This is a genomic window from Actinomadura formosensis NBRC 14204, assembly GCF_001552155.1.
Lineage (GTDB): Bacteria > Actinomycetota > Actinomycetes > Streptosporangiales > Streptosporangiaceae > Spirillospora > Spirillospora formosensis.
Window position 1 is genome coordinate 1 of sequence record NZ_BCQQ01000168.1, and the last position, 12,422, is coordinate 12,422.

A 12,422-nucleotide genomic window follows, 5' to 3' on the forward strand; every position below is an offset into this window, starting at 1 on the left:
CCGCCGAAACCGCCGAAACCGCCGGCCAAGACCACCACGCCCGCTGAACCAGTTCGGCTAGAACACACACCCGGACCCGGCGGCCCTCCCGCGCGGGCCTTCACCCGGCCTGAAGGCCGGAGCACTGGCCCGCACCTCGGTAGCGGGGGCCGAGGATCTGACGCAGCCAGGTCCCCTGCCGCTTGAACGTGTGTGGCGGGAACTCCCCCAGGTAGCCGACATGGGCGTTGTGGGCGGACAGCAGGATCTTGCCGTTCATGTGGCGGAGCCACCGGACGGTGTTCAGGGCCATCGCCTCGTCGCGCGGGCCCGAGAAGTCTTCGGCGGCGTGCGCCTTGGCGATCCAGAACGCGACGTTCGCCTGCTGCTCGGCCCATGTCGCCGCCTTGGGGGGAGCGCCTCGGCGCAGGCTCGTGACCAGCCGCAGGGCCTTCTCGGCCTGGCGCTGCACCCGCTGACGCTCGCTCATGGGCTTGGCGTCGTACCGCTTCTCCCACGTGTTGAAGTCGGTGGTGGGAATCAGCCCGTCGTAGAGGGCCTTGAGCCGGGGAACCAGGTCGGGGCGTCCGCGCTCGCGCACATACCTGAAGATGTCCTCGAAGATCCGCACGTGCGGGAAGTAGATGTCGTCGCCCATGAACTGCAGCGGCCGCTTCGGATGCTCCTCGTTGTACGCGCGCATCCACTTGATCAGCCGCAGATAATCCTGGTTGGCGAACAGCCGGTAGTTCTGCTGGAACTCCTGCCGCATGATCCTGGCCGGATCGCCCTTGCCGTACAGGACGTAGTCGTTGAGCTGAAGCCCGGTGCCCCAGTTCAGCTCCAGCATGAACGTGGTGAATCCCTTCTCCTTGACCAGGTACTCGAAGACGCGTTGTTTGAGGCTGAAGAACTCGTGCGTGCCGTGGGTGGCCTCGCCCAGGCCGACCACGGGGGCCGCACCGATCATCCGGCCCAGTGCGCGCAGGTCGCGCAGGTCGCGGTTCGGCTCGGCGGTCAGCAGGGGATGCGCGCCCCGGTCGAGCGCGCGCACCACCGCGTCCTCCCGGTTCGGGCCGTGTTCGCGGGCGCCGGCGTGAACGAGCCCACACCGAGCACGAGCGCGGCGAGAGATGCCGACCATTTACCGGCACGCAGAGATGGCATGTTCGCAGACCTCACAGAAAAGGAGAGCGCTGGTCCGTCCAGCTCGCCCGCCGTTCGATGGGTGAAACGGCGCCAGTCCCCAGGACACTCGGACTAGGATGATCTTCCCATTTAAGATCTACGGCCATCGTCGGGGAAAAGTAAATGTTGGGTCGAGGGTCGGTTGAATTATTCTTGTCCCGAGCCGCCAGTCGGGGTGATTTTCGCGGTGCGCGTGGTATTGGCGGTTATTCGGACAGTGTCGTGAGAGGTGGTGAAATCCTCTGCGCCGTACCGGAGGTCGTCCGGACGCGCGGAAGCCCGCCGTTCTGGAGAGACGGCGGGCTTCCCGGGGAAAAGCGTCAGACCAGGCCGGACTTCTGCAGCCAGTCCTTGGCGACCTCTTCCTGGTCGTCCTTGTCGATGGCTATGCGCTTCATCATGTCCAGGAGGTCCTGGGTGGTGAGCTTGGCGGAGACGGCGTTCAACGCCGCCTTGGCCTTGTCGTCCACGGCGGCCTTGTTGACCAGCGGGGTGACGTTCTGGGCGCTGAAGACGTTCTCCGGGTCTTCGAGAACGACCAGCTTGTTCTGCTGGATGGTCGGGTCGGTGGTGAACAGGTCGGCGGCCTGGATCTTGTTCTCGGTGAGGAGTTTCACCAGGGTGGCCTGGGCGCCGGCGTCGAACGGCTGGAACTTCTTGAATTCGAGGGCGTAGACCTTCTTGAGGCCGACGAGGCCCTGCTGGCGGGTCTTGAACTCCGACGGGCCGGCGATGACGAGGTCCTTGGCGACCGGCTTCAGGTCGGCGATGGACTTCAGGTTGTACTTGGCGGCCGTCTGCGGGTTGACGGTGACGGAGTCCTTGTCCTCGGCCTGCGAGGAATCGAGGATCTCGACCGACGACGGCAGTTTCGCCTTGAGGGCGGCGTTGATGTCCGCGGTGGTGGCGGCCGTGCTGGTCTTGTCGACCGAGGTGGTCAGCAGGGCGCCGTTGTATTCGGGCATCACGCTGATGCCGCCCTTGACGACCTGGTCGTAGTAGACCTCGCGGGCACCGATGTTGAACTTGCGGGTGACCTTGACGCCCTTGGCTTCGAGTGCCTGCGCGTAGATCTCGCCGAGCAGGTTGCTCTCGGGGAAGTTGGCGCCGCCGACGGTGACGGTGCCGCTCTTGCCGCCCCCTGCGAGCGGGTTCTTCTCGTCGCCGGACGATTCTTCGCCGCAGGCGGACAGCGTCAGGACGGCCACGAGGCAGACGGCCGCGCCACGGATCAGTTTCTTCATTGTCCTTTTCCTTCGGTCAGGAGGAACGGGCGGAGCCGAGCAGACCCGGCGAGATCACGACGCGGCGCAGCGCCGCGAAGACCAGTTGGACGACCAGGGCGAGCAGCACGACGAGAACGGTGCCCCCGACGACGAGCTGGTAGTCGTTGCGGGCCAGGCCGTCGATGATGTAGCGGCCGAGGCCGCCGAATCCGGGGTAGGCGGCGATGGTGGCGGTGGCGACGACCTGGATCGCGGACGTGCGCAGCCCGAGCAGGATCAGCGGGAGCGCCATCGGCAGCTCCGCGTGCCACAGGACGCCCAGGCCGGTCATGCCCATGCCGCGGGCGGCGTCCTTCACATCGGCGTCGACCCCGCGGACGCCCTCGAAGGTGTTCACCAGGATCGGCGGGACGGCCAGCGCGACGAGCGCGACCAGGACGGGCGTGATGCTGTACTCGATCACGACGACGAACAGGATGAGCCCGAAGGTCGGGATGGCCCGCGCGAAGTTGGCCAGCGTGATCGCGAGGAACCCGCCCCGTCCGGTGTGGCCGATGAGGAGGCCGAGCGTCAGCCCGATCACGGCGGCGAACAGCAGGGACACGCCGCTGTAGTAGGCGTGCTGGAGCAGGCGGTGCGGGATGCCGTCGGCGCCGTGCCATTGGGACGAGGCGGTCAGCCACGTCCAGCACAGGTCGATCTGGTTCCACAGGTCGTTCACGAGGACGCCCCCCGGGCTCGGGCCCACGGGGTGAGCAGGCGCTGGACGGTGACGAGGATCGTGTCGGTGACCAGGGCCAGCAGGATGATCAGCACGGTGGCCGCGACGATCTGCGTCTGGAACTGGAGCTGGTAGCCGCGGATGATGTCCTCGCCGAGTCCGCCCTGCCCGATCAGCTGGCCGACGGCGACGAGGCTGACGGAGGAGACGGCGGCGACCCGCGTCCCGGCCATGACGACCGGGACCGCGATCGGCAGTTCGACCCGCATGAGGCGGCGCAGCGGCCCGAAGCCCATCGCGGTGGCGGCCTGCCGGACCGGTTCGGACACCGACGCCAGCCCGTCCACCACGTTCGGGACGAGCACCGACAGGCTGTACAGCGTCAGCGGGATCATGACCGTGGACGGCGTCAGCCCGGTGTACTGGATGAAGATCATGAACAGCGCGAGCGAGGGGATCGCGTACAGCACGTTCGCGATCGTCAGCGCCGGCGGGTAGAGCCAGCCCCAGCGCCGGCACAGCACGCCGAGCGGCAGCGAGATGAGCAGGCCGAACAGCACCGGCAGCAGCGCGAGCCGCAGGTGCAGGAGCGCGTGCTCGGTGAGCGTGTCGGTGTGGTCGCCGATCCAGCCCCAGTCGATGTCCATCAGCCGCTGACACCGTCCTTCGCCAGCGGGGCGGCGGGGCGGATGGCCGCGGTCAGGTCGTGCTGGTCGGCGACGCCCACGACCTGCCCCGATCCGTCGACGGCGACGGCGCGGCCGGACGGGGACAGGATCGCGGCGTCGAGCGCGGCCCGGACGGAGTCGGTCTCGGCGTCGAAGGTGGGCCCGACCGGCGCGAGCCGCGCGTCGCCGAGGGCGCCCGATGCGGGCAGGGCGTCGGCGGAGACCCAGCCGAGGGGGCGGCGGCCGGCGTCCACGACCAGGATCCAGCCGACGGCGGTGACCCGCTCCACCGGCGTGTCGGCGGGCAGGACGTCCCGGTCGGTCAGCGGCGCGGAGGACGCCGGGACGAACGACAGCCGCCGGATGCCCCGGTCGCGCCCGATGAAGCCGGCGACGAAGTCGTCCGCGGGGCGGGCGAGGAGGTCTTCGGGGCTGTCGATCTGGACGAGCCTGCCGCCGGTCCGGAACACCGCGATCCGGTCGCCGAGCTTGATGGCCTCGTCGATGTCGTGGGTGACGAACACGATCGTCTTGTGCAGTTCGTCCTGGAGGCGGAGGAACTCGTCCTGCAGTTCGGCGCGGACGACGGGGTCGACGGCGCTGAACGGCTCGTCCATCAGCATGATCGGCGGGTCGGCGGCGAGGGCCCGCGCGACACCGACGCGCTGCTGCTGGCCGCCGGACAGCTGGAACGGGTAGCGCTTCGCCATCGCCGGTTCGAGCCCGACCCGTTCCATCAGTTCCAGCGCCCGCTCCCGCGCCTTCTTCTTGTTCCATCCGACCAGGTACGGGACGGTGGCGATGTTGTCGAGGACGGTGCGGTGCGGGAACAGCCCGGCGTGCTGGATGACATAGCCGATGCCGCGGCGCAGCTCGGCGGGCCTGCGCTCGCGGACGTCCCGGCCGTCGATGAGGACCCGGCCGGACGTGGGGTCCACCATCCGGTTGATGGTGCGCAGCGCCGTGGTCTTACCGCCGCCGGACGTGCCGACGAACACGGTGATGCGGCCCGTGGGGCATTCGAGGCTGACGTCGTCCAGCGCGACGGTGCCGCCGGGGTAGCGCTTGGTCACGCCCTCAAAGGTGATCAACGATTCACATCCTCGTCGGGCGCCCACGACGCCGATGATCGATTTCGGCCTACTACCCAACCGTAACTACGGGGCACGGTCACCTCGATGGCCCGGCGTGTCCGGATTTTCACAACTTGCAGGTACCTTCCTGAAATCCAGCGAAAGTAGCGTTGCCGCGTGGAGAACAGCCGAATCGTTATCGACGGGACCGCGCTCACCTGCGCCCACGTGGTGCGGGCCGCCCGCGAGGACGTGGCGGTCGCCATCGCCCCGGAGGGCGTCGAGCGGGCGCGCGCCGCCTGGCGGGTCGCCCGCGAGGCCGCCGGGTCGCAGCCGGTGTACGGGCGGACGACCGGGGTCGGCGCCAACCGCGTCGTGGACGTGGAGTGGGAGGACGCCGACGCGCACGGCCTGCGCCTCCTGCGCAGCCACGCGGCCGGGGCGGGGCCGCTGGTCGCGCCGGAGATCGTCCGGGCGATGCTGACGGTCCGGCTGAACCAGCTCGCGGCCGGCGGGTCGGGAGTGGAGCCGGGCGCGCTGCGGGCCCTCGCGGACGTCCTCAATCTGGGCCTTCTTCCTCCGGTCCCGGTGTACGGGGCGATCGGCACGGGCGACCTGACGGCGCTGGCGTCGACCGCGCTGTGCCTGCTGGGCGAGCGGCCGTGGCTGCCGGGGCCGGACGGCCTGCGCGAGCGCGGCCCCGGCTACCGGCTCCGCTCCGCCGACGCGCTCGCGTTCATCAGCTCCAACGCCGCCACCCTCGGCGAGGCGGCGCTCGCGGTGGCCGACCTGCGCGAGTCGCTCCGCGCGTCCACGGTCGTGGCGGCGCTGTCGCACTTCGCCGTCCGGGGGTCGGAGGAGCCGTACGCGCAACCGGTGCAGGACGCGTGCCCGCACCCCGGCCAGCGGGACGCGGCGGCGGCGCTGCGGACGCTGCTCGCCTTCGACCGGCCCACGCCCGCGCGCATCCAGGACCCGTACGGGTACCGGGCGTTCCCGCAGGTGCACGGCCCCGCGCTGGAGGCGGCCGGCTACGCCGAGGAGGTCGTCACCCGGGAGATCAACGCCGCCGCCGAGAACCCGCTCGTCGACATCGCCGGGCGGACGGTCTGGCACAACGGCAACTTCCACACCGCCTACGTCGGCCTCGCCCTGGACTCGGCCCGCGCCGCGCTGTTCCAGACGATGGCGCTCGCCGCCGCCCGCCTCGGGACGCTCGCCGAGCCCTCGTTCACCGGCCTCTACCCGTTCCAGGCCGCGACCGAGGCGTCCTCGGGGATCATGATCCTGGAGTACGTGGCGCACTCGTGCCTCGCGGACGTGCGGCGCCTCGCGACCCCGGCGGCGCTCGGCAGCGCGGTGCTGTCGCGCGGCGTGGAGGAGCACGCGGGCTTTTCCACCCAGTCGGCGCGCGCGACCACCGACGCCGTCGCCGCCTACCGGCTCGGGCTCGGCTGCGAACTGGTCGCCGCCGTCCGGGCGCTGCGGATGCAGGGGCGCGCGCCGTCCGGCGGGCCGCTCAGGTCGGCGGCCGACCTGGCCGGCGCCGTCCTCGACCCGCGGGTCGAGGACCGCCCGCTGGACACCGACATCGCCGCCGCGGCGGACCTCCTCCCCCGGCTGGCCCGGCTGCATCCCTAGCCCTCACCCCGCCGGGCCGGCGGTCGAGGCGCGGACGCGCAGGGACGGCTCGCGCACGACGCGGCGCTTGCGCGGTTTGCCGTCGATGACGTCCACGACGAGCCGGACGGCGGAGTGGACGATGCCGTCGATGTCCCAGTCGACGGTGGTGAGCGGCGGGGTGAGCAGCGCCGACATCGGATGGTTGTCGTAGCCGCAGACGGCGACGTCGCCGGGGACGGCCAGGCCCAGCTCGCGGGTGGCGGCGTAGACGCCGTAGGCGATCGAGTCGGCGAAGCAGAACACGGCGGACGGCCGGACGGGCCCGCCGAGCACCCGCGTCGCGACCTCGGTGGCCTCGGCGAGCGACTGCGGCACGACCACCACGTCCACCCGCAGGCCGAGCCGCTCGGCTTCGGCGTTGACGTGCACGTCGGCGGGACGGTCGGGGGTGCTGTCGCCGGTCGGGGTGAACACGGTGACGCACCGGTGGCCGAGGTCGCGCAGGTGCTCCAGCGCGAGCGTGACGCCGCGCCGGTTGTCGAACACGACCTCGCCCTGCGCCTGCCCGCCGTGCAGCGCGTCGCCGATGGAGACGACGGGGACGGTCCCCGCGAGTTCCGCCCACAGCTCGGCGGACGGGTCGAGCGGCTGGACGATGAGCCCGTCCACCCGCTGGTCGCGGAGCCGGCGGGCGAGGGCCAGTTCCCGCTCGGGATCGCCGCCCGCGTCCACGATGAGGGCGTAGCGGTCGCGCGCGAGCAGCGCCCGGCCGATGCCGACCGCGAGGGACTGCTGCCAGTAGTCCTCCAGCGAGCCGCACAGCAGGCCGACCTGGCCGGTGCGGCCGCTGGCGAGGGCGCGCGCGATCGGATGGGCCTCGTAGCCGAGTTCCTCCGCCGCCGCGCGGACCCGCTCCTGCGTCTCCTCCGAGGTCTGGATGCCGCGCAGCGCGTACGACACCGCCGCGGGCGACAGTCCCGTCGCCTGTGCCACTTCCCGGATGGTCGTGCGCTTGCGCTTGTCCGGCATCCTCCCAACCCTAGATGCCGCCACCGACAAAGCAGGGGATCGACCTTGACGGCCCGATCTCTGAACCGCTTCACTGAAACGGTTAACTGATGCGGTTCAGTATGCGCTGTCCAGCGACTTCACCGCCATGCACGGAAAGGAGCGAACCCATGTCTTCGGAGGTCCTGCCCCGCGCCGCCGGCTTCGAGCACCTGCCCGGCCGCCCCCTCGACAAGCGCGAACTGCGGGAGCTGGTCGACGGCCTGGCGGAGCGCCCCGATCTGTGGCGGCAGCACGTCGCGTTCCCCGGGGGAGGCCGCCACTACGCGTCCCTCCACCGGGACGAGCACGTGGACGTCTGGCTGCTGTGCTGGACGCCCCGGAACGACACCGGATGGCACGACCACGACGTTTCGTCGGGCGCCGTCCGCGTCGTCGCCGGGGCCATCGAGGAGAGCAACCCGCGCATCGGCGGCGACCCCGTGCGGACGGTCGTCGGGGAGGGGCTGTCGTTCTGCTTCGGCCCCGACCACATCCACCGGCTCACCGGGGTGGAGGACGCCAGCGTCTCGATCCACGCGTACTCGCCGCCGCTATGGCGGCTCGGCCAGTACTCCATCGACGAGTCGGGAGTGATGCGTCGCCTGACGGTCAGCTACACCGACGAACTGCGACCGCCCGAAGACCCGGTCTGACGGGACGCCCCCGCACCCGGGGAATCCCCCGGCGAGCCCGGCCGGGGGATCCGGGCCCGCCGGAGGGGGTGCGTCCAGTCGAAGCCCGCTCGCCTTGACCGGACGCTCACATCCTGTTCAGCGCACACCACCACTGACGTGTCACACCGCCCGCCCGCCGCCTGAGTCACGGTGCCGCCGTGGCTCCCGAGGCGACGTAAAACGCGACGCGCCCCCCGCGGCGGCGGCGGATCAGTAAGATGCCGGATGCACCCCCCGGAACCTTTGGACGGTCCTCCATGACATCTCGCCGCGCCCGACGCGGCGCGGCGACTCTGATGCTGTGCCTGAGCCTGGTGGCGGCGCCGTTCGCCACCGGCTGCTCCGTGCTCGCGGGCTCGGTGCACAAGTCGGCGGCGGCGGACGGCCCCGCCGGGGGCGAGCCGCGCAAGGACGAGCCGCGCAAGGCGTCGTCCGTGGTGATGTTCCTCGGCGACAGCTACACGGTCGGCGACCGGGGCGTCCAGCCGGAGACGACGTACGCCTCCGCCACGGCGCGCCTGTTCGGCTGGCAGGCCGTCGTCGGCGGGCGCGCCGGCACCGGGTTCGTCGCGACGGGACGCGGGCGGGAGGCGTTCCTCTCCCTGTTCGAGAGCCAGCTCGGCTGGCGGCCCGCGCCCGACATGCTGATCGTGTCCGGCGGCCACAACGACTGGCGGACCCCGGCACCGCAGGTCGCGGCGGCGGCGCGGCTGCTGCTGGAACGCGCCCGGCAGCGCTGGCCCGGCACCCACATCGTGCTGATGGGCCCGCTGTGGGGAACGGGCTCCCCGATGCCCGGCGCGCTCGCCGTCCGGGACGCGCTGAAGAACCTGGCGCACCAGCTCCGCATCCCGTTCGTCGACCCGATCGGCGAGCAGTGGATCACCGGTGACCGGCTGACGGGCCAGGGCAACGCGGCCCGGCTCGTCAAGAGGGACCGCACCCATCCGAACCAGACGGGCCACCGGTACGTGGCGACCCGCCTGGCCGCGGACATCAAGCGGATGGGCCTTGCCCACCCGGTCCGGAAAGGCTGAGCCTCAGCCCGCGGGACGGGCGAGGGTGAGGGAGAAGTCGCCCGCCTCGTCCGTCCAGAACCCGGCGATCTCCATCCCGGCCGCGCTCAGTTCGGCCTCCAGCCGCTCCCGCCGGAACTTGGCGGAGATCTCGGTGCGCATCTCCTCCCCTGCCGCGAACGACACCGCCAGGTCGAGGTCGCCGACACGGACGTCCTGGTCGGCGGTGGACCGCAGCCGCATCTCGATCCACTCCTCCGCCTCGTCCCAGACCGCGACGTGCTCGAACGCCGAAGGATCGAAGTCGGCGTCCAGATCCCGGTTGATGACGGACAGGACGTTGCGGTTGAACTCGGCGGTGACCCCGGCCGCGTCGTCATAGGCGCGGACGAGACGGCCCGCGTCCTTCACGAGGTCCGCGCCCAGCAGCAGGAAGTCGCCGTCGTCCATGGTGGCGCGGACGCCGCCGAGGAACCCGATCCGCTCGGCGGGCGGCATGTTGCCGATCGTCCCGCCGAGGAAGGCGATCAGCCGGCGCTCGCCGCCGGGCAGCAGCGGCAGGTGCCGCTCGTAGTCGGCGACGACGGCCCGGACGGTCAGCCCCGGATGGTCGGCGGCGATCCCGGCGGCGGCCCCTTCGAGGAAGTCGCCGCTCACGTCCACCGGCACGTAGGAGCGGAGCGTGCCGGACAGGGCGTCGAGCAGCAGCCGGGTCTTCTCCCCCGACCCGGCGCCGAGTTCCAGCAGCGTCCGGGCGCCGGTGGCGGCCGCGATGTCGGGCGCCCGCGCGATCAGGATCTCCCGCTCGCGGCGGGTCGGATAGTACTCCTCCAGCCTGGTGATCTCCTCGAAGAGCGCGCTGCCGCGCTCGTCGTAGAACCACTTGGGCGGCAGGGTCTTGGGCGTGCCGGTGAGCCCCTCCCGGACGTCCTGGCGGAGCGTCTTGGCGAGGTCGTCGGCGGTCAGGAACCGGTCCACGTGGTTCTCCTTCAGAGTGAATCGATGCGGACGCCGGTGCCGGGCCCGGCGGTGACCAGCGATCGGTCGGGCACGGCCTGCCAGGCGGCGTCGCCGTCCAGCGGCTCGGACGCGAGCAGGACGGTGTCCGCGTCCTCGCGGGCGAACAGGGAGTCGCCCCAGGTCGTGGCGGCCAGGGACGTCCCGTCGGAGGCGAGCAGGTTGTAGCGGCCGGGGGCGAGCGCGGTGATCGCGGCGACGACGACGGCGAGGCCGTCGCCGAGCGGCAGGCCGTCCCGCCAGTACCGGACGGCGAGCGCGAACAGCGGCGCGGAGTCGACCGGGGCGCGGGCGTCGGGCACCTCGGCCACGTCGCCGGCCAGTTCGCGGAGCTTCGCCTCGACACCGCCGTAGCCCTCGACCTTGCCGTTGTGGCTGAACAGCCACCTGCCGGCGCGGAACGGCTGGGCGCACGACTCGTCGACGGGGAACCCGGCCGTCGCCGACCGGATCGCCGCGACGACGCAGGACGCCCGGACGGCCCCGGCGACCTCGCGGAACGACTGGTCGGTCCAGAGGGGCTGGGCACGGCGGAACCGGACCGGCGCGCCGTCCTGATACCAGCCGACGCCGAACCCGTCGGCGTTGAGGATGTTCCCCTGCGTCATGCGCGGCGCGTACGCCTGGGTTTCCAGCGAGTGCTCACCGTCGTAGACGAGCGAATGCAGGGTGCGTTCCGGTCCCATGTAGCCGAGATGGCGGCACATTCAGCGCGCCTCCTCTGGGGTGCGCGCACACCGGAACCCGGAGAAGATCTGCCTGCGGATGGGGTAGTCCCAGTTGCGGAACGACCCGCGTATGGCGAGCGGGTGCGTCGCCCAGGAGCCGCCCCTCAGAACCTTGTAGTCGGGACCGAAGAAGACCTCCGAGTACTCCTTATAGGGGAAGGACCGGAAGCCGGGGTAGCCGTGGAAGTCAGAAGACGTCCATTCCCATACGTCCCCGAGAAGGCGCCTGACTCCGTAGGCCGAGGCACCGGACGCATAGGAGCCCGTCTCGGACGGACGCAGGGTGCGCTGACCGAGGTTGGCGCGGCCCTCCTCGTAGACCTCGCCCCATGGGTAGCGCCTGGAGCGCTGCGTGGCCGGGTCCCAGCGGGCGGCCTTCTCCCATTCGGCCTCGGTCGGCAGCCGCTTGCCGGCCCACCGCGCGTAGGCGGCGGCCTCGTACCAGCACACGTGCTGGACGGGTTCGCCGGGCGGGACGGGTTCCGTCCGTCCGAACCGGCGCCGGACCCACTGCCCCCCGGCCCGGCTCCAGAAGGCGGGGGCACGCTTGCCGGTACTGGTGCGCCACTCCCATCCAGCGGGGTCCCACCAACGCGGATCGTCGTATCCACCGGCCTCCATGAAGGCGAGGTAGGCGGCGTTGGTCACCGGTTCCACGTCGATGTAGTAGGCGGGCAAGTCGACGATGTGCACGGGACGCTCGTTGTCGTACGCCCATGGGTCGTCCGAGGTCCCCATCTGGAACGGGCCCGCCTCGATGAACACCTCGTCCACCGGGGAAGCCTCCGCAGGCTTCTGCAGTGGCTCGGCCGCAGGGTCGAGCAGCGCGGGCGCGCCCTTGCGCAACTGGTGGGTGGCGAGCATGGTCTCGTCGTGCATGTGCTCGTGCTGGACGACCATCCCGTACACGAAGCCGCCGGACATGAGCGGATTCGCCGTGTCGAACCGCGCCGACGCCAGCGAGTCGAGCACCTTGGCGCGGACCGTGCCGATGTAGGAGCGCGCCTCCTCCGGCCGCAGCAGCGGCAGCGCCGGACGTTCGGCGCGCGGATGCTCGAACGCGTCGTACAGGTGGTCGATCTCCGGCCGCATCGGCTCCCGGCCCGCCGCCGCGCGCAGCAGCCACAGTTCCTCGTAGTTGCCGACGTGGGCGAGGTCCCACACGAGCGGCGACATCAGCGGTGACACCTGCGCGGTGAGGTCGTCCTCGGTGAGCACGCCGGTGGTGAGGCCGAAGCTGCGGTCGCGCACCGCGCCCAGTTCACCGGCGATCAGTTCCTTGAGCGCGTCCTCGTCCCGCGCGCCGATGTCATGTGCGGGGCTCGGGGAGCTCATCGGGGCCATGTCTGCTCCTCCTCGGAGAGGGGTCGTGATGGGGCGTCGTCGGCCGGGCTGCGTCCCCGCTCGACGTACCGGCGGGCGTACTCCTCGACCAGCGGGACGAGCCCGGAGCCGCCGA

General features: G+C 71.4%; 12 protein-coding genes. 3 read left to right on the plus strand and 9 right to left on the minus strand.

What is annotated here, in order from left to right; genetic code table 11:
* Positions 1-100: 100 nt before the first annotated feature.
* The 5 genes from AF1_RS29510 to AF1_RS29530 form a co-directional block, all read right to left on the minus strand.
* Positions 101-1,033 carry an erythromycin esterase family protein gene (locus AF1_RS29510; protein ID WP_165488485.1) on the minus strand — a complete coding sequence of 311 codons (933 nt, stop codon included), beginning with the start codon at positions 1,031-1,033 and terminating at the stop codon, positions 101-103.
* A 454-nt stretch (positions 1,034-1,487) separates the two neighbouring features.
* Positions 1,488-2,411 (minus strand): ABC transporter substrate-binding protein, encoded by a 924-nt coding sequence (locus AF1_RS29515; RefSeq protein ID WP_067806672.1) that lies wholly within the window; start codon positions 2,409-2,411, stop codon positions 1,488-1,490.
* Positions 2,412-2,427: 16 nt separating this feature from the next.
* Positions 2,428-3,114, minus strand: coding sequence for an ABC transporter permease (locus AF1_RS29520; RefSeq protein WP_067806698.1), 687 nt, complete (start codon positions 3,112-3,114; stop codon positions 2,428-2,430).
* Entirely contained in the window at positions 3,111-3,761 is a 651-nt protein-coding gene (locus AF1_RS29525; RefSeq protein ID WP_067806675.1) for an ABC transporter permease, read from the minus strand. Before AF1_RS29525 ends, AF1_RS29520 begins: the two co-directional genes overlap by 4 nt.
* Positions 3,761-4,873: an ABC transporter ATP-binding protein gene (locus tag AF1_RS29530; RefSeq protein WP_067806677.1), complete on the minus strand. Its 1,113-nt coding sequence runs from the start codon at positions 4,871-4,873 to the stop codon at positions 3,761-3,763. Before AF1_RS29530 ends, AF1_RS29525 begins: the two co-directional genes overlap by 1 nt.
* A 159-nt stretch (positions 4,874-5,032) precedes the next feature.
* On the opposite strand from AF1_RS29530, the gene AF1_RS29535 reads away from it, so the two are divergent.
* Entirely contained in the window at positions 5,033-6,496 is a 1,464-nt protein-coding gene (locus tag AF1_RS29535) for an aromatic amino acid ammonia-lyase (protein WP_067806680.1), read from the plus strand.
* Between the two features lie 3 nt (positions 6,497-6,499).
* On the opposite strand, the gene AF1_RS29540 is transcribed toward AF1_RS29535, so the two are convergent.
* Positions 6,500-7,507, minus strand: coding sequence for a LacI family DNA-binding transcriptional regulator (locus AF1_RS29540; protein WP_067806683.1), 1,008 nt, complete (start codon positions 7,505-7,507; stop codon positions 6,500-6,502).
* 149 nt (positions 7,508-7,656) lie between these two features.
* On the opposite strand from AF1_RS29540, the gene AF1_RS29545 reads away from it, so the two are divergent.
* Positions 7,657-8,181 carry a cysteine dioxygenase gene (locus AF1_RS29545; RefSeq protein WP_067806686.1) on the plus strand — a complete coding sequence of 175 codons (525 nt, stop codon included), beginning with the start codon at positions 7,657-7,659 and terminating at the stop codon, positions 8,179-8,181.
* A 317-nt stretch (positions 8,182-8,498) separates the two neighbouring features.
* Positions 8,499-9,239: an SGNH/GDSL hydrolase family protein gene (locus AF1_RS29550; RefSeq protein ID WP_067806689.1), complete on the plus strand. Its 741-nt coding sequence runs from the start codon at positions 8,499-8,501 to the stop codon at positions 9,237-9,239.
* Positions 9,240-9,242: 3 nt separating this feature from the next.
* On the opposite strand, the gene egtD is transcribed toward AF1_RS29550, so the two are convergent.
* From egtD to egtB, 3 genes are read right to left on the minus strand one after another with little or no spacing between them, the layout of a single operon-like run.
* On the minus strand, positions 9,243-10,196 hold the full coding sequence (gene egtD, locus AF1_RS29555) for an L-histidine N(alpha)-methyltransferase (RefSeq protein WP_067806692.1): 954 nt from the start codon (positions 10,194-10,196) through the stop codon (positions 9,243-9,245).
* Positions 10,197-10,207: 11 nt separating this feature from the next.
* Complete coding sequence (egtC, locus tag AF1_RS29560; RefSeq protein WP_067806695.1) at positions 10,208-10,942, minus strand: ergothioneine biosynthesis protein EgtC; 735 nt, start codon at positions 10,940-10,942, stop codon at positions 10,208-10,210.
* The gene (gene egtB, locus AF1_RS29565; RefSeq protein WP_174548910.1) at positions 10,943-12,307 is read right to left on the minus strand and encodes an ergothioneine biosynthesis protein EgtB; all 1,365 of its coding nucleotides are present in this window, start codon (positions 12,305-12,307) and stop codon (positions 10,943-10,945) included.
* Positions 12,308-12,422 lie beyond the last annotated feature (115 nt).

Bases quoted from the DNA above. Each gene is read 5' to 3' on its own strand.
- AF1_RS29515 (WP_067806672.1), bottom strand. From the start codon at position 2,411: ATGAAGAAACTGATCCGTGGCGCGGCCGTCTGCCTCGTGGCCGTCCTG.
- AF1_RS29525 (WP_067806675.1), bottom strand. From the start codon at position 3,761: ATGGACATCGACTGGGGCTGGATCGGCGACCACACCGACACGCTCACC.
- AF1_RS29540 (WP_067806683.1), bottom strand. From the start codon at position 7,507: ATGCCGGACAAGCGCAAGCGCACGACCATCCGGGAAGTGGCACAGGCG.
- AF1_RS29545 (WP_067806686.1), top strand. From the start codon at position 7,657: ATGTCTTCGGAGGTCCTGCCCCGCGCCGCCGGCTTCGAGCACCTGCCC.
- AF1_RS29550 (WP_067806689.1), top strand. From the start codon at position 8,499: ATGCTGTGCCTGAGCCTGGTGGCGGCGCCGTTCGCCACCGGCTGCTCC.
- egtC (WP_067806695.1), bottom strand. From the start codon at position 10,942: ATGTGCCGCCATCTCGGCTACATGGGACCGGAACGCACCCTGCATTCG.
- egtB (WP_174548910.1), bottom strand. From the start codon at position 12,307: ATGGCCCCGATGAGCTCCCCGAGCCCCGCACATGACATCGGCGCGCGG.